The organism is Nocardia sp. NPDC052254 (assembly GCF_040679495.1).
Classification (GTDB): Bacteria; Actinomycetota; Actinomycetes; order Mycobacteriales; family Mycobacteriaceae; genus Nocardia.
In genome coordinates this window covers 297,677-320,027 of the sequence record NZ_JBFAUW010000003.1, presented here as the reverse complement: position 1 = coordinate 320,027, position 22,351 = coordinate 297,677, and the positions used below count along the sequence as shown (strand labels likewise).

General features: G+C 67.2%; 15 protein-coding genes. 5 read left to right on the top strand and 10 right to left on the bottom strand.

Annotated features, from left to right (window positions below; genetic code table 11):
• Positions 1–158 precede the first annotated feature (158 nt).
• Entirely contained in the window at positions 159–920 is a 762-nt protein-coding gene (locus tag AB0L57_RS10085; protein ID WP_364959673.1) for an SDR family oxidoreductase, read from the top strand.
• Between the two features lie 125 nt (positions 921–1,045).
• Here AB0L57_RS10085 and AB0L57_RS10080 read toward each other — a convergent pair whose 3' ends face one another.
• The 3 genes from AB0L57_RS10080 to AB0L57_RS10070 all read right to left on the bottom strand — a co-directional run bounded on the left by AB0L57_RS10080 (position 1,046) and on the right by AB0L57_RS10070 (position 6,349).
• Positions 1,046–3,265 (bottom strand): Hsp70 family protein, encoded by a 2,220-nt coding sequence (locus AB0L57_RS10080; protein ID WP_364959671.1) that lies wholly within the window; start codon positions 3,263–3,265, stop codon positions 1,046–1,048.
• Positions 3,266–3,746: 481 nt separating this feature from the next.
• Positions 3,747–5,327, bottom strand: a complete 1,581-nt coding sequence (locus tag AB0L57_RS10075; protein WP_364959669.1) for an FAD-dependent oxidoreductase — start codon at positions 5,325–5,327, stop codon at positions 3,747–3,749.
• A 14-nt stretch (positions 5,328–5,341) separates the two neighbouring features.
• Entirely contained in the window at positions 5,342–6,349 is a 1,008-nt protein-coding gene (locus AB0L57_RS10070; protein WP_364960543.1) for a diiron oxygenase, read from the bottom strand.
• A 281-nt stretch (positions 6,350–6,630) separates the two neighbouring features.
• Between AB0L57_RS10070 and AB0L57_RS10065 the strand changes: the two genes are divergently transcribed.
• Positions 6,631–7,293, top strand: a complete 663-nt coding sequence (locus AB0L57_RS10065) for a GntR family transcriptional regulator (protein ID WP_364959667.1) — start codon at positions 6,631–6,633, stop codon at positions 7,291–7,293.
• Positions 7,290–8,564 (top strand): MFS transporter, encoded by a 1,275-nt coding sequence (locus tag AB0L57_RS10060; protein WP_364959665.1) that lies wholly within the window; start codon positions 7,290–7,292, stop codon positions 8,562–8,564. The genes AB0L57_RS10065 and AB0L57_RS10060 overlap by 4 nt, the downstream gene beginning before the upstream one ends.
• A gap of 4 nt (positions 8,565–8,568) precedes the next feature.
• On the opposite strand, the gene eccCa is transcribed toward AB0L57_RS10060, so the two are convergent.
• The 3 genes from eccCa to eccD are packed head-to-tail and all read right to left on the bottom strand — an operon-like array spanning position 8,569 to position 15,533.
• Entirely contained in the window at positions 8,569–12,639 is a 4,071-nt protein-coding gene (gene eccCa / locus AB0L57_RS10055) for a type VII secretion protein EccCa (RefSeq protein ID WP_364959663.1), read from the bottom strand.
• Between the two features lie 3 nt (positions 12,640–12,642).
• A complete protein-coding gene (mycP, locus tag AB0L57_RS10050; RefSeq protein ID WP_364959661.1) occupies positions 12,643–14,046 on the bottom strand; it encodes a type VII secretion-associated serine protease mycosin in 1,404 nt (467 codons plus the stop codon).
• Between the two features lie 14 nt (positions 14,047–14,060).
• Entirely contained in the window at positions 14,061–15,533 is a 1,473-nt protein-coding gene (gene eccD / locus AB0L57_RS10045) for a type VII secretion integral membrane protein EccD (protein WP_364959659.1), read from the bottom strand.
• Between the two features lie 118 nt (positions 15,534–15,651).
• Between eccD and eccA the strand changes: the two genes are divergently transcribed.
• Entirely contained in the window at positions 15,652–17,460 is a 1,809-nt protein-coding gene (eccA, locus tag AB0L57_RS10040; RefSeq protein ID WP_364959657.1) for a type VII secretion AAA-ATPase EccA, read from the top strand.
• Positions 17,461–17,478: 18 nt separating this feature from the next.
• Here eccA and eccB read toward each other — a convergent pair whose 3' ends face one another.
• Entirely contained in the window at positions 17,479–18,921 is a 1,443-nt protein-coding gene (gene eccB / locus AB0L57_RS10035) for a type VII secretion protein EccB (protein WP_364959655.1), read from the bottom strand.
• A 123-nt stretch (positions 18,922–19,044) separates the two neighbouring features.
• Between eccB and eccE the strand changes: the two genes are divergently transcribed.
• Positions 19,045–20,769 carry a type VII secretion protein EccE gene (eccE, locus tag AB0L57_RS10030; protein ID WP_364959653.1) on the top strand — a complete coding sequence of 575 codons (1,725 nt, stop codon included), beginning with the start codon at positions 19,045–19,047 and terminating at the stop codon, positions 20,767–20,769.
• Positions 20,770–20,841: 72 nt separating this feature from the next.
• Here the strand turns inward: eccE and AB0L57_RS10025 are convergent, their stop codons facing one another.
• The 3 genes from AB0L57_RS10025 to AB0L57_RS10015 all read right to left on the bottom strand — a co-directional run bounded on the left by AB0L57_RS10025 (position 20,842) and on the right by AB0L57_RS10015 (position 22,338).
• Positions 20,842–21,135, bottom strand: coding sequence for a hypothetical protein (locus AB0L57_RS10025; RefSeq protein WP_364959651.1), 294 nt, complete (start codon positions 21,133–21,135; stop codon positions 20,842–20,844).
• Between the two features lie 32 nt (positions 21,136–21,167).
• Positions 21,168–21,467 (bottom strand): WXG100 family type VII secretion target, encoded by a 300-nt coding sequence (locus AB0L57_RS10020; protein WP_364959649.1) that lies wholly within the window; start codon positions 21,465–21,467, stop codon positions 21,168–21,170.
• A gap of 79 nt (positions 21,468–21,546) precedes the next feature.
• Positions 21,547–22,338 carry an ESX secretion-associated protein EspG gene (locus AB0L57_RS10015; protein ID WP_364959647.1) on the bottom strand — a complete coding sequence of 264 codons (792 nt, stop codon included), beginning with the start codon at positions 22,336–22,338 and terminating at the stop codon, positions 21,547–21,549.
• Positions 22,339–22,351 lie beyond the last annotated feature (13 nt).

Sequence of the window (22,351 nt, the reverse complement as noted above, 5' to 3'; positions counted from 1 at the left end):
ATGCGCTTACATCGCGATCGGCGTTACCGGACGGTACGCACCCCAGATACATGACATATCAATTAGACGGCCGGATTCCGCCAGCTCGGCGCGCTTCGGACGACTTGACTGACTGATGCGACGAGATCGCATGGCAGCCAACAGATATGGAGACAGCAATGGACAATCGATTCGAATCCAAGGTCGTTCTGATCACCGGCGCGACCAGCGGCGTGGGTGCCGCCGTCGCACGCCGGGTCGCGGCCGAGGGCGCCGCGGTGGTGCTGGGCGCACGAGGCAAGGAGGCGGGTGACCGGATCGTCGCCGAGATTCGCGCCGACGGCGGCCGCGCCGTCTTCGTCCCGACCGATGTCACGGTGGCCGAGGATGTGGCCCGCCTGACCCGGACCGCGGTCGACGAATTCGGCCGGCTCGACGCGGCGTTCAACAACGCCGGTGCGGTCGGCTCCGCGGGCCCCATCCAGGACATCGACGAGGCCGGGTGGCGGGCGGATCTGGAGCTGAACCTCACCGGGGTGTATTACGGTCTGCGATACCAGATTCCGGCGCTGATCGCTTCCGGCGGCGGTGCGGTGCTCAACAACGCGTCGAATCTCGGCGTGGTGGGCATGGCCTCGGTCGCACCGTATGTCGCCGCCAAACACGGCGTGATCGGATTGACCCGGGCGGTCGCCCTGGAGACCGCCGAGCAGGGGGTTCGGGTGAACGCCCTGGTCTCGGGCGCGGTGGACACTCCGGCCTTCCGATCCTCGATGGGCGCGACACCGGAGGGCGCGGCCGCGGTCGCCGCGCTGCACCCCCTGGGCCGGATCGCAGAGGCCGGCGAAATCGCCTCCCTGTGCGCTTACCTGCTGTCCCCCGAGGCGAGCTTCGTCACGGGCGCGGCCGTCGCCGTCGACGGCGGCTTCACCGCCCGGTAGACCGCCCGCCATCGAGGGCTGCGTGACCGCGTCGGTGGTCGATCCGTTCGGCAATGTCCGCGGAATCATGGCGAACCGGCACCATCTGGATGTGCTCGCCCACCGGACGGCGTAGCCGCCGGAACTCAGTGGTGGAAACCGCCGAATCCGCCGCCGTGGAATCCGCCCGGCATCGATCCCATACCGCCGCCGTGAAATCCACCGCCGGGCGCCACACCCGTGCCGAGTCCGCCGGGACGAGGGGGCGAGACAACTCCCGGACGCACCGGGGCGGGGGCCGCCGGGACCGCGGGGACGGCCGGCACGCTGCCGGTTCCACCCGGGCGGGTCCCGACACCGGCACCCGATCCCGGCGTCGAGTTCATACCCGCGCCGGGCGCGGCACCCGCACCGGCGTCGGAATCGGCTCCCGCCGATGGACCGGAAGGCGTTGTCCCCGTGTGTGAGTTCTCGCCACTCGAATGCGTCGCCCCGCTCGAATTCGCGCCACCACCGGAGTTCGCGGTGTCGGCGGCCGAGCCCGCGTCGTCCGGGGAACTCGCGGCGGGCCCGGAATGGGTACCGGAATCCTGACTCGCCGCATCCCCGGAATTCGTGGCACCGCCCGAACTGTCGGTGCCGGAATCATTCGTGTTCGAGGCGGAGGTCCCGGGAACCGGCGACGTCGCGGACGAATTCGCCGATACCGGTTGCGATTCCGATCCCGAACCGGCGCTGTCGGAGGCACCGGGGTGCACCGCCGAACCGCCGTTGTTGTCCTCGGAGGTTCCCGAGCCCGCGGTTCCGCTGTTGCCGGACGTCGAGTTCGCGCCCGGCGACGAGGCCTGCGGCGCGGACGAGGATTCGCCCGTTCCGCTGCCGGACGCGGGCCCGCTCGCCACCGGATCGCCGATCGGCGCGGGTGCCGGATCGGGTGCGGGCGGGGTATCGCCGCCGGGCGCCGGTGGTCCGTCCGGCGGCTTCGTCGAGCCCTGATCCCGTCCCGGTAACCACGTTCCGGGCAGTGTGCGGGCCGCGAGCGCGGCCGCCGCACCCGAGGATCCGAACGGCAGCGGATTGGTGAATCGGGCGGGATCGGCGTAGGTGCCGCCGCGGGGCGGTTCACACGGGGTCGCGGGGCCGAATACTCGCAGCGTATTCTCCGACTGTCCGGTCAACGCCTTCGAGAAGCCCTGCGCTGCACCGGAATAGGTGCGCAACGCGGGAACAGCGGATGCGATCAGGCCGTCGGCGCGATCCGCCAGCGTCGCGAATCCGGCGCCCAGGCCGGGCAGCCGCGGCCCGTCGATCTCCTCCCGCAGCGCCTGCGCGGGGCCGGCCAGCACCGGGCCGAATTCCATGATCGGGCCATCGGTTCCGACGGGGCCCCCACCGATCATGGTCGCCGCGGACATGGCCAGTGCCGACACCACCGCGGCCGACGACGCGACCGCCGCGACCCGGGTATATCGACCGGTATTGCCGGTGCCGCCCGCGAATCTGGCGGATGCGATCGCCGCGCCGGTCGCGACGGTGTGTGCCGGATCCGGCGCCACCACCACCGGCGGTCCGAGTTCGGCCAGTACCTCCGCCACCTCGGCCGGGCGGGCGGCGCCACCGACGAGCAGTACTCTGTCGATGTCCTCGATGCCGATCCGCGCGCCCCGCAGACATTCCCGCACCACCCGCAGCGAGGTGCGGACATGCCAGGCACGCAGGCGGCGAGTGTCCTCCGCCGGAACGACTTTCGACACCGGCACCGGCATGTCCGGCGCCAGTGCCCTGGCATAGCGCGCCAGCATCGAGCCCAGCGGCCGGCCACCGTAGGAGTCGGACCGGACGCCCGGCCCCACCGTGCCGCGCTGATCCCACTCGGACTCGGTGCGGACCACCGCCACGTCGACGGTGTTGGCGCCCAGATCGTAGACCAGGGTGGAACCCGTTGCGGAGACGCCGAATTCGGCGTCGAGCCATTCGGCCGCGGCCACCGGCTCGGGCATCAGGATCACATCGAACATCCCCGCCCGATGCAGCGCGAACTGCAGTGCCGCGACCTGCCGCGAGGTGTAGCAGGCCGGATGGGTGAGTACCGGACCGGATTCCGGATCGGTGGCGCCGACCAGGCAGCCGGCCACCGCGGCGACCAGGTCCGCCGCCGACCAGATCCGGCCGCCCAGCGACACCGGCTCTCGCACCTTGGTGAGATCGGCGAAATCCGTTACCACCGGAGCGAATCGGGGCGTTCCACCGACTCGAACCGCACCCGCTGGGTCGACGCTGACCGCCGTGCGGCGCACTCGGACCGCGGGTCGATCCCGATCACCGGCGGTGGCCGCCCACACGGAGTTCACCGAGCCGATGCTCATACCGAAACCAACCGTCATTGCCATCCCGTCAACGCACCGAGACCACGGCCCGAGGCGATTCCCGATGAACCACACACGCGGTCGCGGTCGTTTACCAAATAGCGCCAACAGGTTAGCTGGTTGATCTCGATTACGGAAACCGAATGGGCGGAAAAGGTTTCATACACACTGGTCAATCGAGCAAAAGACCTGATAGAGCGGCGTCTGATTCAAGATCAGCGGATCGGATTCACTTGCAGCAGGAAAGTAGCTGGTGAAACTGACTACTTCACAGTATTTCTCGTTGAAAACCGACCGTTGTTCTTTTCGATTGCACTGTCGCCATTCGTGTTACCGATTTACCGCGAGACATTCCGGATGGCTGGACCGTTGCCCGGTGGGGGCCGATCGACGTCACCCCCGGAAAACGTCGAACGCCCCCGATCCGGAGATCGGGGGCGTTCGAGACACTTCCAGGACGAATCCCGCCCTGTGCCGGGTGTCAGACTCGGGCGAGCTTGCGCTTCCACCATGACTGCGCGGCCGCGCCACCACGCACCGCATCGGGGCGGCGGCGCTGTACCAGTCGATCGAAATCGGCGGCGCCGTCCACGGGCCGCGGCAGTCGACCGGCATTGAAATCGTCGACCAATTGGCGGACCGTCTGCTGCGCACAGGACTTGTTCGTCCCGATGAATCCGGTGGGCCCGCGCTTGATCCAGCCGGTGACATAGGTTCCCGGCACCACGGACCCACCGGCCGCGTCCAGCACGCGCCCGTCCGCGTTCGGGATGACTCCGGCCGCCTCGTCGAACGGCACCCCGGGCACGGCCACCCCGCGATATCCGACCGACGCGAGAACCAGTGCGGTATCGAGGATTTCGGTGTCGTCGGTGGCCACCGCGCGCGCCACGCCGCTCTCGTCGGCCACCAGTTCGTTACGCACCAGCTCGATTCCGGTGACCGTGTCCGTGCCGGTCAGTGCGACCGGCGCGGACAGGTAGCGGAATACGATGCGCCGCCGCGAACCCACGGGGCGATCGGCGACGCCGCGCAGCAGCTTCAGCTTCTGCGCCACCTTCTGCGGCAGGTCCGGCGTCGGTTCCGGCACGTCACCCTCGACGACGATATCGATGTCGGAACCCAGCAGACCCACGAATTCCGGCACGGTGAAGGCGGATTCGGCCGGACCGCGGCGTGCCACGATCACCACTTCCTCGATCTTGCTGGTGCGCAACGCCGCCGATGCCGTCGGCGATATCTCGGTGGCATCGAGCAGCTCGGGATCCATGGTGAGGATGCGGGCCACGTCGAGGGCCACATTGCCGTTGCCGACGATCACCGCGCGCCGCCGCGACAGGTCGAACGTGTGCTGCGCGTAGTCGGGGTGGCCGTTGTACCAGGCGACGAATTCGGTCGCCGACAGGCTCCCGGGCAGTCCCTCACCGGGAATGCCGAGCTTGCGGTCGGACGAGGCGCCGACCGCGTAGATCACCGCGTGGAAGTGATCGAGCAGTTCCGCCTGCGAAATATCCTGGCCGACAGCCAGATTCAGATACGAACCGAACCCCGGCTGCGCGGAGATCACATCGAACAACCGGCTCACCTGCCGAGTCCGGGTGTGATCGGGCGCCACTCCGTGGCGGGCCAGGCCGTAGGGCACCGGCAGCCGGTCGAAGACCGTCACCCCCACCCCCGGCTGGGTGAGCAGCTCGTCGGCGGCGTACATCGCCGACGGACCCGAGCCCACGATCGCGACGCGCAACGGACCCCGATCGGTGTCGACCTCGGCGGCGGGAACCGGCTTGGCCAGCAGGTCCCGCGGCCGGGATTGCCGATAGAAATCGGCATTGATCTCGATGAACGGCTTCTGTTCGTCGGTGAGCTTCTTCGAGGAGGTGATGGCGTCCACCGGGCAGGCCGTGGCGCAGGCGCCACAGTCCACACAGGCGGCCGGGTCCACGTACAGCATCTCCGCCGTGCGGAAGTCCGGTTCGTCGGGCGTGGGATGGATGCAATTGACCGGGCACGCGTAGACGCAGGACGCGTCGCTGCAGCACGACTGGGTGACTACATACGGCACTGTATGGCTACCCTTCAGGCGGCTTTGGTCTTGGCGCGCTGCGGCTCCGAACGGTACCGGCTGGCCGGACCGTCGATCTTCAGCAGCTTCCAGACATTCTTCGAGATCGGATTGATCAGACCCAGTTCCTTGGCCAGCGCGCGCACGTCGATGAAGTAATCGGCGAAGGTCTGCCGGGCTTCCTTGGAGCCGTAGAACAGTTCCTTGCGGACGCTGTCCGGAATGTCGAACTCCTCGAAGAAGGACTTCGGCGGGGTCGCGATGGATCGGCCGAGGATCCACATCACGATCGGCATGGCCAGCGACAGTACGAACTTCGCGCCCGCATTCGACTCCGGCACATGCTTTTTCAGGAATTCGTGCGCGAAGGAGATGTGGCGCGCCTCCTCGGCGACGTGAATCGCCATCACGCCGCGCATGATCGGATGCACTTCCTCGCCGGAGCGCAGGATCTGCTTCTGGATGTGGTCGATCGGTTCCTCACCGGCGAGCACCGCCATGAAGAACAGATTGGGGAATCGGGCCGCGACCGGCGCGGCGAAGTACCGGAGCTTGCGCACCAGCGGTCCCATGCCCGGCACGTCGATGCCGATCCGGTTGACCATCTCCTGGAACATCAGGGTGTGGTTGTGCTCCTCGATCATCTCGTGGGAGCAGTACCGGAATTCGGGCGAGCCGTTGGGCAGGCTGAAGTTGTGCGTGGCCATACCGCTGATCAGGATCGACTCGAACTGCAAACCGACCTTGGCCACATTGGCCTGGCGGTACTTGCCGATGGCGATCTTGCGCTCCTCCGACAGCGCCTTGTACCAGGGGTGACGCCCCAGCGGATCGGCGGATTCCGGAAGGATCCACCGCTGCTCGCCGGCATCGGCGGCGAAGTCTGGATTGTCCCAGTCGATGTCGGTGAAGGGATCGAAGTGCTTGTTGACCGAGCCCTCGGACAGCAGAAGCAGCTTCTGGGCGTATTCCATGGCCTCGGCGACCACGGGGTCTACTTCGGGCGTCGCGGCAACGGACATCGTCGTCACAGCCTCTCCATCTCGTGGGTAACTGTTTCCCATAGTTACACCTAAAGGGACGGAGGTCAACACACTCGATCGGCAACCGGGGACACGATCGCGCAACCATCCCATTCGATCATGAAAACCCCAGCTCACCAGCGACAGAAAAGGCATTACCGGGCCGTACTGTGCCGGGCGTCACAGCGGCCGAATCGGTCCGGCAGGACGGCTTCGCGCGTGGTCCGGAGTGGCGGCACCCACATGGCAATTCATCCCATGTCCCGGCTAAGCTACAACTTGTGTCTAAGACGTACTCATCGGCTGAGCGTGCCTATCGGGAGATCAAGGAACGCATTCTCACCGGGTCGCTACCGGGCGGGGAGCTGATCAGCGAAGGCGAGATCGCGACCGATCTCGGCACCTCGCGAACCCCCGTCCGCGAGGCCTTCCTTCGTCTGGAGACCGAGGGCTGGATGCGGCTGTATCCCAAGCGGGGCGCGCTGGTGGTGCCCATTCCCTCGCACGAGGCCGAACACGTCGCGCACGCACGGTTCGTGGTGGAGGCCGCGGCGGTCCGCGCGCTCGCGAGCCGAGACCGTGCCGAACTGGCCGGCAACCTGCGCGATTCGCTCGCCCGCCAGCGCGATCTGCTGACCGAGCTCACCGGATCCGATCCGCAGGTCCTGGCCCGGTTCGCGACCGAGGACACCGATTTTCATCGCACCTATGTCGCCGCCGCCGACAATCCGCTACTCACCGGCTTCTACGATTCGCTGCGCGAGCGGCAGCGCCGGATGAACAGCGCCGCCCTGCATCGCGCGCCGATGAATGTGGACCGCATCGTCGAGGAGCACGCGCGGCTGGCGGATCTGATCGCCGCCGGGGACACCGCGGCATTCGACACCGCGCTCGTCGAACATCTGGCGGGCGTGCATCAGCTGGAACTGAAAGGACTCCGATGAGCGCGCCCACCGCCATCGCACACCGCCCGTCGCCAGCGCACAGCGGCGCCGATCCGCGGGTGTGGTGGGGAGTGGCCGCCGCCGTCTTCGCGATCGCCTGGGGCGGAAACGAATTCACGCCGCTGCTGGTGATGTACAAGAACGACGGGCTGCCGGTCACCACCGTCAATCTGCTGCTGTTCGACTACGTGCTGGGGATCGTTCCGGCGCTGCTCATCGGCGGCCCGCTGTCGGATCGGTACGGCCGACGCCGGCTCCTGCGGCCCGCACCGCTGATCACCGCCGCCGGCTCGATCCTGCTGGCCTTCGGCGACGGTGTGGTGCCGATGCTCTCGATCGGGCGGGTGCTGTGCGGTATCGGGCTGGGACTGGCCATGGCGGTGGGCAGCAGCTGGATCAAGGAATTGTCGCAACCGCCGTTCGGACCGCGGTCGGCGCTGGGCACCGGCGCTCGCCGCTCGGCGATGAGCCTGACCAGCGGCTTCGCCATCGGCGCCGGGGTGGCCGGAGTCCTGGCCCAGTGGGCCCCGTGGCCGTCGACCCTCGCTTATCTGATCAATGCCGCGCTCTGTCTGATCGCGGCGGTGTGGGTGCGGCGGGCACCGGAAACCGTGGCACCGCAACCGGTTCGGAAGCCCCTGCGCGAGGATCTGCGAATCCCGGCGGCCGGGCATCGGCGGTTCCTGAGGATCGCGCTGCCGCTGGCACTGTGGCTGTTCACCGCGGCCGCGACCGCCTACGCCATCCTGCCGACGCTGGCGGCCGATCGCATCGCCGGTACCCCGATCGCGTTCTCCGCCCTGATCACGGTGATCACCCTCGGCTGCGGATTCGCCATCCAGTCGGTGGCGCGCCGGATCGATCTGCCCGGTACCGCGCGGATCGCGGCACTGTCGCTGGTACTTACCACGATCGGGATGGCGATGTCGGTGTACGCGGCGGCCTCGCTGGCACTGTGGGCGGTCGCGATCACCGCGGCCGTGCTGGGATGCGGTTACGGCATCGGCCTGGTCGCCGGGCTGCAGGAGATCGAGCGGATCGCCCGGCCCGATGATCTGGCCGGATTGACCGCGGTGTTCTACTCGGTGAGCTATCTGGGATTCGGCACACCGGTCCTGCTGTCGCTACTGCACAACACCCTGCATCTGGGATATCCGCTGATGTTCGCCGGCGGGCTGGTGATCGCGGCGGGCTGTCTGGCGGTGGTGCTGGCCAACTATCGCGACGACACGATCGACGCCGCGACAGCGGCCGAGCACTCCCCCGCCTGAGGCGCTACACCGGTGGGAGATGGGCCACCTGGATCATCTCGTTGCCGCCTCGGGTCACCAGTGTGCCGCGGCCCGGGGGCAGCTTCGTCGACCGCAGATCGCCGATGATCTTGCCCTCGTCCTTGGGGGCGCTCATCATCAGTGCGTCGACCGACAGGTCCTTCATGCCGCCGAGCACCTTGTCGTAGAGGGCCCGCGAGGCGCCGCCGGAGCGCCGGGCCACGATCAGATGCATGCCGACATCGCGCGCCTGCGGCAGGAATTCCAGCAATGGTGCCAGCGGATTCTCCGCGATGGCCACCATGTCGTAGTCGTCGACGACGATGTAGATCTCCGGGCCGCTCCACCAGCTGCGCTCGCGTAGCTCCTTCGGAGTGATGTCCGAGCCGGGGATCCGCTTGGACAGATAGCGCGCGACCTCCTTGATCATGCCCACGGAGGTCTGTGACGAGGTCGAATACCCGGCCAGCTGCTCACCCTCGATCACCCCGAGCATGGTGCGGCGATAGTCGATCAGAATGACCCGCGCCTGCTCGGAATTCGAATTCTCGACCACTCCCATGACGATATTGCGCAACATCGTCGTCTTGCCGCACTCGACATCGGCGAACACCATGAGGTGCGGCGAAGCGCCGAAATCCAGTACCACCGGCTGCAATTCGGACTCGTCGACACCGACGACGACGCGGGTCGGCCCGAGTTCGATGCGCTGGGCGCGGGCGGTCGCCATCACCTGTTCGCGCGGAATCTCCAGCGGCAGCATGCGCACCTGCGGGGCCCGGCTGTCGCGGTGGAGCTCGCCGAGCTGCCGTTTGGCCTCGCTCACGCCCTCCGACAGTGTCCGGGGGTCGGAGACGGAATCCAGTCGCGGCAGCGCGATCAGCATGTGCAGACTGTCGGGGGTCAGACCGCGGCCCGGCCGCCCCATCGGGACGAGCACGGCCGTGCGGCGGTCCATTTCGGAATCGGTGGGATCACCGAGCCGAAGTTCGAGACGGGTGCCGATGAGATCCCGGACCACAGCGCGGATCTCGGCCCAGCGCCCGGCACCGAGCATGAGGTGAATGCCGTAGGACAGTCCGCGAGCGGCCAGTGTATTGAAAGCCGGCTCGAGAACATCGAATTCGTCCCGGATGGTGGCCCACCCGTCCACCACCAGGAACACATCGCCGAACAGATCCTCGGACAGAGGGTCGGCGGCGCGCTCGGCCTCCGGAAGCTGGGCGAGATATGCCTTGCGCTTGCGGAATTCGACCATCGAGTCGATACCCAGCTCGCGGAAACGTTGCTCGCGCTGGTGCAGCAACGTGTTCATCTCGGCGATGGTGCGCCGCACCCGGTCGACCTCCAACCGGCCGGCCACCGAACCCACATGGGGCACCTCGGCCAGACCGGACAACGTGCCGCCACCGAAGTCCAGGCAGTAGAACTGGACCTGTTCGGGGGTGTGGGTTGCCGCGGCGGCCATGATGACGGTGCGCAGCGCGGTGGATTTGCCCGACTGGGGACCACCGACCACGGCCAGATTTCCCTGTGCGCCGGACAGATCGATCATCAGAACGTCACGACGTTGTTCGTAGGGTTTGTCGATGACGCCGATCGGCATCCAGAGCTGACCGTGGCGGTTGACCGGCGAGCGCCAATCCGGATCGGGGAGCAACATGTCCACCGAAGGCGATTCGTCCAACGGCGGCAGCCACACCTCGTGCGCAGGGCGCCCGTGCCCGTTCAGGCGGGACACGACCACCTGGAGCAGAGTCGCGGGCACACCGCCCTCATCCACACCGGCGATCGACTCGGGTAGCTCCGCACCGACCGCCCCGGGCGGGGGCGGCAATGCCGGAAGTCCTTGCGGCCCGGTACTTGCCGCGACGGACGGCCGCTCGGGCGCCTCGACCTCCGAGGCCGTGAAGATCAAGGGCACCTGTCCCCCCAGCGGCTTGCCGTCGACCCGCTGGCTTCCCTGCGGCGAGATGTACTGTCCCGAGACGTAGGCCGCGTTGAAACGCAACGGATCGTCCGCATCGCTCTTCAGATAGCCCGAACCGGGCACGCTGGGCAGATGGTAGGCATCGGTGATACCGAGTACGGCCCGCGACTCGTTGGCCGAGAAGGTACGCAATCCGATGCGATAGGACAGATGACTGTCCAGCCCGCGCATCTTGTTCTCCTCGAGTCGCTGCGAGGCGAGCAGCAGATGCACCCGCAGGGAACGCCCGAGACGGCCGATCATCACGAACAGATCGGCGAAATCCGGCTTCTGCGAGAGCAATTCGGAGAACTCGTCGACCACGACGAACAGGGCCGGCAGCGGATCGAGCTGGGCGCCGGCCACACGCGCCCGCTCGTATTCGGTCACATTGGCGAAATTGCCCGCCGAACGCAGCAGTTCCTGACGACGGTTCATCTCACCCGACAGCGCGTCCTTCATGCGGTCGACCATCGAGAGTTCTTCCTCGAGGTTGGTGATGACCGCGGCGACATGCGGTAGCGAGTCCAAGCCGAGGAAGGTGGCGCCGCCCTTGAAGTCGACGAGAACCAGATTCAGCAGGTCCGGTGAATGTGAGGTCACCAGCGACAGCACCAGGGTGCGCAGGAACTCCGATTTACCGGAACCGGTGGCGCCGATGCACAATCCGTGCGGGCCCATGCCGTTCTCGGCGGACTCCTTGATGTCGAGTTCGACCGGAGTGCCGTCGGGGGTGACGCCGATCGGCACGCGCAGTCGCTCGCGGTCGCTGCGCGAACGCCACACCACCGCCGGATTGATCTGTCCCGCATCGGGAATCTTCAGCAGTGACATCAAGCCCGTCACCGCGCGGGTCTCGTCACCGAGGCTCACGATCTGCGCGGCGGTCGCGATGCGGTAGCGGGACAGATCTCTGGCCAGCGCCGCGGCCTCGGGCACCGTGACGGTGTCCGCGACGGCGAATTTCTCGGTGCCCGCCGCCGATTTGGCGGCCACCATTCCGTCACCGACGACCAGCTGCAGTCCCCGGCGCACGGCGAGCCCGGTCTGCGGCGCGGTGAGGTCGAGCACGGTGACCGAGTCCAGGCCCGAGTCGCTGACGATACGTTCACTGCCGCTGACGAATCCGTCGTCGATGATGACCAGCAGATGGACGCGCCCGGCCGTCGGCTGGGCATTGCGCATGAAGCGGCCGCGCTCGATCAACTCGGCGGACATGGCGGTTTCGAGTTCGGCCAGCGACTGGTACATCATGCGCCGGGAGCCGAGTCCGTCCCGATCGACCGGATGTTGCAGGTGCGGTAGCCATTTGGCCCAGGACCAGGCCGTACCGTCGGGGTCGGCGCAGATGATGGCCACCGCGGTGTGATCGGGTCCGTGCGAGGTGGCGAACTCCATCAGCATCGACCGGACCAGCATTCTGGCGGCGACGGCATCGCCTTCGATATTGATCGCGGGGAAGGCACGCAGGGAGATCGCGGTGGGCAGGTTGTGCACCACCGAGTGGGTGCGGACGAACCGGCGCAACGCCACGGTCGAGACCGGTTCCAGATCCTCGAGTGGGCCGGTCTCGGGGCGGGCGAGTTTGGTGGCGAGCCGGTGGCTACCGGAGCCGACACGCACATGCCCGAAGTCGGGATCGCTGGGCCGTCGTTCCCACATCCGCCGGGTGCCGGATATCGATTGCAGATCCGCGGGTTCCGGATGACTCCAGACCAACGCCGCCAGCTGGGATTTGCCGGTCTCCCGCACGTCCGTGCGGACCTGGGCGAGGTAGCGGAAGTAGTCCTTGCGTTCCTCGTTGAGTTCGGCGGCCTTCTTCGTACCGCCTCCGCCCCGGAAACCCGCGACCATGCCGACCATCGACATGAGCATCATCATCGGGAACATCATCATGAACGGATTGGCCAGCAGGTTCCGGCCCATCATGACCATCATCGCGATCATGCCGACCACCGCGACCACCATGACCACCGGCATGAGCTTCATCAGCAGCCCGGCCGGTACCGGACGTGGAATCTCCGGCGGCGGCGACAGTGCCACCTCACCACCCGGCGGCCGCGGCGGCGCGATCCGCGGGCGGCGCACAAATCCTTCGGTAACCATGTCCTACAGTCCTTCTCGGGTCTCGTCCGCCGGATCGGAACGGTTACGTCGGCCGCGGAACGGAATCGACAACGCGAAGCCGACCGCGAGCAGCGCCAGCAGGACCAGAGTCCCGATGATGGCGATCCGGCCGGGCGCCGGATCGACATATGCCGGCGGCGCCGGGGCCGGTAGTTGTCGCGCCACGTCGGCGCCGACGGCGATCGGCTGTGCGGGCAGCTGTGCGGTGAGCGCGGCGAGCGGATCGATCAGTCCGGCGCCCAGCCGATCGTCGCGGCCCGGACCGGGTTGCATTGCCGTGCGGGTGATCCGATCCATCACCTGCTGGGCCGACAACTCGGGAAATCTGGCCCGCACCAACGCCGCCAGCCCGGCGACATAGGCGCTGGAAAAGCTCGTCCCGTCGATGGATCCGGTGCCCTCGCTGGTCTGCACGGAGTCGACCACACCGGTGGCGCCCGGTGAGCTGTCGAGGGAGACGATGCCCCGGCCGGGTGCCGCGACGCCGACCCACGGACCGTGAATCGTGAAATCCGAGGGCTTCCCATCGGGGTCCACCGATGCCACCGGCAACACATAGGGGCTGAACCGAGCCGGGCTCACCACGGTCTTCACCGCGGCCCAGCCGGTGCCGTCGTTCTGCGCGGCACAGGCGCCGCCCTGGGCAATATTGCCCGCGGCGGTCACCACCACCACGTTGCGGTCGTAGGCATATTTCACCGCGGCGCCCAGGGCGGCATCGGCGGGGTCGGATCCGCCTGTGGCACAGGCGACTTCGGAGATGTTGAGCACGGTCGCACCCATGTCGACCGCGCGGACGACGGATGCGGCCAGGGTCATCACATTGCCGTATCCGGCCGAGGCGATCTTGCCCGGTTCGTCGCTGCGGCCGCGGTCCTTGGCTTCGAATGCCAGGCTCAACTGCCGAATGGCCAGAATCTCGGCATCCGGCGCCACTCCGGCGAATCCGTCCTCCGGGCTGGGCTGGGCGGCGATCAGGCCGGCCACCAGGGTGCCGTGGCCGTCGCAATCGTCGGTACCGTCCGAATTGGACACGAAATCCCCGCCGGGCTGCACCGCACGCAGGCGCGGATGGCTGCTCACCCCGGTATCGATCACCGCGACTTTCTGGCCGGCACCGCGGCTGAACTGCCAGGCGGCGGGCAGATCGAGCAACCGCTGCGACTGCGGCGGATCGCGCGGCGGATCGCCGGCGAGCTTGGGCTCGGCACAGACCGAGCGCTGTTCGGTGACATCGGGCGCCCCGCCCCCGCTGGCCGCGATCGCCGCGCCGAGCGCACCCGGGTCGATGCTGGGCGGTCCGGCGGCGAAGACCGGGCCGGGAAATCCGATTGTGGTGAGCGCGAGCACAAGCGTGGCTCCGGCCAGCCTCGACGCAGCGCTCATGGACGGGCCTCGGGTCACAGGTTCCGAGCGAGCGAGTAGATGTCCATGATCCACAACGCCAGCGGAATGATGGTGACGATCAGCAGATACTCGAGTATCTCGCCGGCCCGGCGGACCACCGGGGAGAACTCGGTGTGCGGTGCGATGACACCGAAGGCGATCATCGCCGCCGACACCGCCAGCACGATCGCTGCGACCGGCACCAGATGGGACGACTGTCCGAGACCGGCGGTGACCAGCGCCGCGAGCACGGTGACAGCGCCACCCACGATGAGTGTGCCGGCCTGGACCAGGTCCGCGAACGACCGCCCGCGCAGGCACAGGATCAGCCCGACGACCACCGCGAGCGCGACCCCCTGCCAGTGCCCGGACCCGAGCTGATCAGCGGCGAGGACCGCCGCGACGACGGCCGCCAGCGTACTCGCGAGCAGCTGACCGGATTGATAGTGGTTGGCGGCGTTGGCCCGCAGTTCGAGGCCCGCCGCCGACGGCAGCGCGGTCGCGCCGATGGCACCGATGTCGGCGATCGTCGGCCGCGGCTCATGATCGGCCGGGTCGATCGCGCCCCCGGCGGTCGGTACCGGCGGAACCGGCAGTCGCGCGGCCCCGACCGCGAGCCGCGGCGCCATGGTGATGACGATCAGCGCCGCCACGAGTACCCCGGCCGCGATCTTCGGTGTGCCCGCGTCCCACACCATGCGAACCAGGGCAGCGAATCCGCCGAACAGCACGAAGGTGATCACCGTGGCGCACAGCATGGCGCCCACGCCGGTGACGGTGTACGCGATCACCGCCACGAACAGTGCTGTGGCACAAGCCAACAGCAGATGCGGGCCGCCCATGTCACCCGGCACCAACAAGGCCGCGGCGGCGGCGCACAGCAACGTCGCGAACAGCGACAGCATCATCGCGGTCACCCGGGCCGCGTACTGGCGGACCGCGATCACCGCCGCGACGACGGCCGCGACGCCGATACCGAGCGGAAGAAGACCGAGAAAGCTGCTCGCGCCATCCTGTTTGGCGACCAGCAGCAGCCCGAGCGCCGCGGATATCCCGACGAGTGCGGTGAGCAGCCCGGTCCAGCGCGCCGAAACCGGTGACCACCCCCGGAACGACTCCGTGGTCAGGCGGGACACCGCGTCGATGACATCGTCGAACAGCGCCGGTGATTCCTTGGCCGTCACCGAACGCAAGACCAGTAGCTCACCATCGAAAACCTGTGCGTCGATCAAGGTTTGGTTCGGCGGGATCGGATCGTGCCCAACCCTGGCAAGAGTCCAGTGCTCGGTGCGCAGCGGACCGCCCTCGTCGTCCGCGGTGAGATCCGGGGTGCGAGATTCGATGAGGCCGACCACATCGGTGATGAACGCGGCGATCGGGACCGTTGCGGGTAATCCCATGTCCAGCTGGGTATTTCCGCCGATGATCGACACCCGGCACAGTTCCGGATCAGCGGCGCCCACGCTGACGGTCGAAGGCTCGCTCACGAGTTTGCAGACTCCTCATTCACGCTCTCGAGCTGGCTAAGGCCCCCAATCTATACCTGCGCCTGTCGTATGCTGGGCGAAAATTCGTCCGCATCGCACGCTTCGGGGGCTCTCCCACATGACTGACAATCGCCAAGCACAACGCGCATTCGACGCCGGTGTATTGTCGTTGGGCCTCGCCATAGACGGGCAGGAATCCGCTCGCGACCTGGAATATGCCCAGCTCGCGTTCACTCGGGCAACCGAATGGGACCCGGAGATGTGTGACGCCTGGCTGGGCCGCGCGGCGGCCGGTGAGGTCACGCGCGAGGTCGTTTTCAACCTCTATAAAACGAGTTCGACTTCCCTGTTCCGGGAACAACGCCGCCTCGGTCTTCGCCCCCGCGCGCTCGCGGGCCGGTTCGTGATCGGTCAGTACATCGACTATCCCCTCGCCAGTTTCGTCGAGATCGCGCTGGCTCAGGCCTCGACATTGATCACCGACGGCGATTACGACGAGGCCGAGCGCGTGCTCGACGAACTTGCCCGGCATCGCAAATCCCAGCTGTCACAGGAGGACCGCTCGGCCGATGACCGCATCTGCGCGTATGTCCGCGGTGCGCTGCATTATCAGACGCAACGCTGGTCGGATGTGATGACGGTGCTGGCCGGCTCCGCCGAGTGGGACGACGCCTATATGGCCGCGGCCGCACACGTGATGGTCGGCACCGCCTGCGCTCAGCTGGGACTGTTCGGTGAGGCGATCCGCAGGATGGAGCGGGCCGAGCAGGGCCCGATCCCGGCCGCCGCGGTCTCCGCCCGATTCTGCCGTGGCCTGTGCCTGCGTGAAACCGGCCACGAAAGCGAAGCACAGGCACTGTTCGAGAAGGTCTTCTCCGAAGCTCCGGATTTCGATGCCAACGCACAGGCCATGCGCGACCGCAGGTACCGCATCACGACCACGACCCAGGACCGGATCGATGCCCGCACCAACCGCTGGGATCCGGCCTCGGCACCGTCGGCCGAACAGATCGACCGCGAGGAGCGCGACGACAAGGCCAAGCTGATTCTCGACGCCGCCCGCACCGAACTCGACGAGCAGATCGGCTTGACGGCGGTCAAGACCCAGGTGGCCAAGCTGCAGGCCACCGCCCAGCTGGCGAAGATACGTGCCGGGAAGGGGATGGCCAGCGCGCCGCGCGGGCAACATCTGGCCTTCACCGGCCCGCCCGGAACCGGCAAGACGACCGTCGCCCGGGTGGTGGCGAAGATCTATTGCGGGCTCGGGCTTCTGAAGAGCGACTCGCTGGTGGAGGCCAAGCGCGCCGACTTCGTCGGCGAACATCTGGGCAGTACCGCGATCAAGACCTCCAAGCTGATCGACAGCGCGATGGACGGCGTGCTGTTCATCGACGAGGCCTACACCCTGGTGCAATCCGGTCTGCAGGGCGGTGATGCCTTCGGACGGGAGGCGATCGACACCCTGCTGGCCCGCATGGAGGACGATCGCGACCGCCTGGTGGTCATCATCGCCGGATACGACGGCGAGATCGACCGGCTGCTGGCTTCCAACGACGGGCTCGCTTCCCGGTTCGCCAAACGGGTGAAGTTCGATTCCTACACACCGGACGAACTGGGCGAGATCGGGCGATACATTGCGCGCAAACGAGATTCGGCGGTGACCGAGGACGCCCTGGCACTACTGATCGAGGCGTGCACCGAGCTCTACAACCACGAAAGCACCGACTCCAACGGTCAGCCGCGGCGCGGTATCGATCTGGCGGGCAACGGGCGCTTCATCCGCAACCTCATCGAATCGGCCGAGGAGGAGCGCGAGTTCCGGTTGGCCAACGACGAGAGTCTGGACCTGACCGACATCGACGAACAGATCCTGATGCGCATCGAGGCCGAGGACATGCGCAACGCGCTCACGAATATTCTTGGCTAGCAGGCCAATTCGCCTGCCTCAGAGGGTGTCGTGGCTCACCAGGGCCTGCTGGGGAGACAGGGTGGGCCCGGGTACCAGCTGCTCGACGATCGGCCAGGGAGCCGGCAACGGCTTGTCCGCCAAACCGAGGATCTTGGCCGTTTCGGCATCGGGGATACCGTAACGAACGCCGTTGTCGCCCACGTAGAACAGCGCGCCGCGCCGCTCGCTGTCGGAATCGATACCGGCCGCCTGGACGAACTCCCCGGTGCTCGGCGGGATGAAGGCGGCGTCGAGGCGGTCGCCGGTGCCGTCGGCCGAGGTGAGTTCGACCGGAGCCGACGACTTCGCCAGCGGCAGTTCGGACCCCGCGAGCACGGTCACGACCGCACCCTCCCCCGCGGCATTCGCCGACCAGGACACACATCCGACCGGCGCCTTCTCGGCGGAGACGAGGGCAGGTGTCTGTTTCGGGAAGTGGTCGACCGGGAGCACCGTGAGCAGCGGAACACCGACCAGCCGGTCCGGCGGCACGGTCGTGATCTCACTCATCCCTTGGGAATTCGCGTTGCGGATCATCTCGGCCGCGAATGGTGACACCCGCTGTACCCCGGTGGCGAGCACGACATACAGTTCGTCGGAATCGACCCCGCGCACCCGGATCACCCCACCGACCGGCACATCGGAAAGCCGCCCCGGACCGGGCTCACCGATGCGGTCGATCGGCGGCGGCGGAGTCAAGGCCGGAACCTGGACGGCGGCATTCAGCAGGGCGGCACTGATCGGCCTCGGGACAACCTTGCCCGCACCCAGCGCCCTGGCCACGATCGAATCCGTCAGGTCCACCTCGGCACGCTTACCGTCGAAGATCAGGAAGGTCTTGCCGTCCCGGACCGCCAGTAGCGCCTGTGCCGAATTCAGCGGGCGGGCAGCCGCTTCCGCGGAGGTGTCGAGGGCTCCGGCGATCACCGTCGAGGCCGCACCCGACACCCCGGTGGCGCTGCCCGCCGACGACAACGGGACGGTGTCGCACAACGTCCAGGTCGACCGGTTGCCCGCCGACGAGCCCGGCAGGGTGGCGGGGGCGCCGGGGATGCCGAGCAGGGGCCCGCGCGGCATGTTGCCGAGTTTGGATTCCTTCACCGACGTGGGCGTCTCGTTGCTCTGGGTGATCAATCGGGCCGAAGCCAGATTCAGCACCGGATGCAGGGTGTTGTCGACGACCGCGTACAGCGCGCCGCTGTCCTTGGCCATGACGATCTTCGCGTCCCCGACCGAACCCTGTGGACGCAGGAACGACAGGATCGCCGCGCCCGCGATGATCAGGATGCCGAACACCGCGCTGATGATCAGCGAGCGCGATTGCGATCGCATCGGGTCGTGCAGCATGCGCACGTCACGCCGCACCAGCGCGTGCTCGTAGCGGCGCAACAGGAACCGGTACCCGTTGACCTGGGCACGTGTAGTCAGCTGGGCCGGCACGATTCCTCCGAGACACGTGGTGAGCGAATGCGATGGGGCACATACGCCTCGAGCGACGAGAGGTATACCCACCTGAGGTGACCACAGTAGCGAAGGCAGCGACGTTCGGTCCATGATGAGCGGATGGCGACGACGACTGCCGGCCCCACGGCGCACCCGGCGGCCCCACCGCTGAGTTCACAGCAATTCTGGCTGTTCCGGCTGCTTCCACTGCATCTGGTGGTCCCCGTGCTGTTGATCGCGATCGCCGTGGGTTTTGCTGTAATCGCCTGTGGTGCACCGTGGTACGCGGGTGCCGGCAGCGGCGCGGCAGTGGCCCTGCTCGGGCTCGTGCGGTTCGGCGGCACCAGTGCGGCAGCGGCCCTCGGCGAGGCGATCGCTTTCCGATGGCATTCCCAGCAGCGGGGAGAAAAGGCCCTGCGCACACCCTTCGATGTGCCGGTGCCCGACAGCGGTAGTTACGGTATGCGCTGGGACGGGACCCGGTTGGTCACCATGCTGCGCATCGACGCACCGCCACAACATGTGACGCTGCTGAGTCCGAGCGGGCTGAACACCGGCGAGATGGTGCCGCTGCCCGACATCGCCTGCTGCCTCAGTCAATTCGATATCGACCTCGATTCGATCGACGTGATCACCACCGGTGCGCGCACCTCCGACGCCGGGCGGGTCGCACAGTTGTACGAGCAGATCCTCGGGCCATTGCCCGCGGTCGCACACCGGACCGCCTGGGTGGTGCTGCGGTTCGATCCGCTGGCCAATGCCCCGGCGATCGACCGTCGCGGCGGTGGCCCCGAAGGCACCCTGCGGTCGGCCATCGTCGCGACCCGGCGCGTGGCCAACCGCCTCGCCGCCCGCGATCTGACGGTATCGGTGCTGTCGGCCACCGAGATCACCGCCGCGGTGCACCAACTCACCCTCAATGCCGATCTCACCCGGCTCACCGAGACCTCGCACAGCGTCGAGCACGACGGAATCCATTCCGCCACATACCGGATGGCTCCCGAGGCTCTCGGGCCACGCGGGCTGGCCGAAGTGTGGGCGACACCGAGTCTGGCCACGACCGTCACCCTGCGGCTGCGCCGCGCGACCGGCGCACCGACCCACCGAACGGATCGCGGACCGGCCACCATCTCGGTATCGGCCACGGCGCGTTTCGACGCTCGTCATCGGCCGCCCAAGGTATCGAGTCCCGGGCTCGTCGCCCTGTCCGGCAAGCACCGGCGCGCGCTGCTGGATCGGTTGCCGATCGATGCACAGGGGCCCGCACTGACCATCGAGAGCTATTTGGGCACACCGGATTCGCTGGCCGATCTGTTCACTCCCATCACCGGGTGCGGGCAGATCGTCGGTGCCGACTTCTCCGGTCAGGGTGTGGCACTACCACTGGTCGGTCAGTACATCCGCCGGGTCGAGATCATCGGGTCGCTGCTCATCGCGAAGCAGGTGATCCTGCGCGCGATCGCGTTGGGCGAGACCGTCGTGGTGCACACCAGTCACCATGAGGCGTGGCGTGCGATGGTCGCGAGAGTCGATGTACCACAGGCACTCTCGCTGGCGGGCTGGTCGGCCAGTTCGCAGCAGGCGAGTTCGCATCGGTCGGCGACCGTGGTCGTCTACGACGGGATCGCGCCGACCACACATCATTCCGACGCGACCGTCATCGTGTTGCGTCCGCACCCGAGCCACGGAAGCGACACCTTCACGGCCGACATCACTTTGGTCGAAGATCCGCAGACGCCCAATCTCGTCACGGTGCACACAGCGACGAAGCAGACCTCGGTCCACATGGTCGCGACGCCGGCGGAGATGGAGTATCTCGATTCCGGAATGGTCATGGCGTACTGACCGCCCGGCGCAGCACACATTCCCGCGGCCCGAGCATGGGAACATGCTCGGGCCGTTCAGGAGTCGACGTGGTTACATTCCCCTGAAGCTGTCGTAGACCTTGAGATCGGCGTGCTGGGCATTGCCCAGCGCACGGTCACAGGCGTCACGCAGCGCCTCGAGCGTTTCAGCAGAATCCGAGAATTCCTGTTCCCAGCCCTTGTGCGCGGCACGGAAGCCTTCGGCGGACTCGTTGTCTTCCCACGCCGTGTTGATCAGCTTGCCCGCCGCGGCCTCGAGGTGCGAGATTTCGGTCCGCAGCGACTTGTAGTGGGCGTCCAGTTGTTCCATCAGAGGTATGAGGTACTTGGGATCGTAATTGATCATGTTCTGTCCTTTCGAAAACTGGAAACCGCAGCTCAGCGGCCGAGATTGGTGAACTCGTCAAGGTTGGCGGCGTCGACGTTCTCCTTCGTCTGGCCGCCCTCGAAGATCAGCGATGTCATCTGATCGAGCTTTCCGTTCAGACGAGTGCCCTCGTCCTGCCATGCCTCAGCAGCCTTGCCACATGCGGTACTGGCATCACCCTGCCAGCCGGGCTTGGCCTGCTGAATGGAGTGCTCGATACCGGCGATCGTCTTCTTGATCTGACCGACCGCTGTGGTGAAGTCGTTGACCACACCCGCGGTGGCGGCATCATCGTTGGTTACCTTGCTCATTTCCTGACCTCTCGTTGATTGTGTTGTTTCAGGTGGTGTTGCCGATACTTCGCACAGTCGGCCCTCGGCAGCGGGGAAGCTAGGGCATCCACCCTCCGCCGGGCAGGGAATCGATCAGCGCCGAAATCGCCTGCGCGATACGGTGATCGGATCCCGGCGTGAAGGTGGCCCAGACCCGGAGATCCTGCGCCGCTCCAGGACTGGCGACGATGCGGCCACGCGCGGTGTCGTATATCGCCACCGACCCGAGCGCCCGGGTCGTCACCGCGTCGGACGTGGCATGAGCGGTGATTTCGGCGTGCGCGAAACAGGTCGACATGGCCAACCCGAATTCGATCGCCTCGCGTTCCCCGACCACCCCCAGTGAGTACAGCGCCTGGGTGAAATCGGTCGAGGTCGTCGCACTGTCGAACAGCGTGCGCAGATCCTGGGCCAGTGCACTGAAATGGGCGATCGCCGCGGGCTCGCAGGCGCCGAGGGCGGCCACTATCGGACGGGCCAACGCGGTGCCGTCGCCGTCGGCCCAAGTGGTGCGGATGTCGATGTCACCGCCGGTGCGAATGGCCAGCGCATGCTCGAATCCACGGCGTACCAGACAGATTCGGATCGGGCCGGACTCGGTGTAGATACGCGCCACCAATTCGCGTTCCGGCTGAGCCAGGACGTGCAGCGCGGTCGCCAGGTCGGATTCGACCTCGTCGTATCCGTCGATCAGGCCGGCGCCGCGCAGATCCACGATCGCCTGCTGCTGCGCGGCGCGCCAGGCATCGGCCGAATCCTGCTGCGGCCCCACCGCCAGCACGGTCGGAAGAGTTTGCACACCGAGCAGGCCAGAGACGGCGAGCAGCCCGTCGTTGGTCAAGGTCGGCATATCGGCTTCCTCC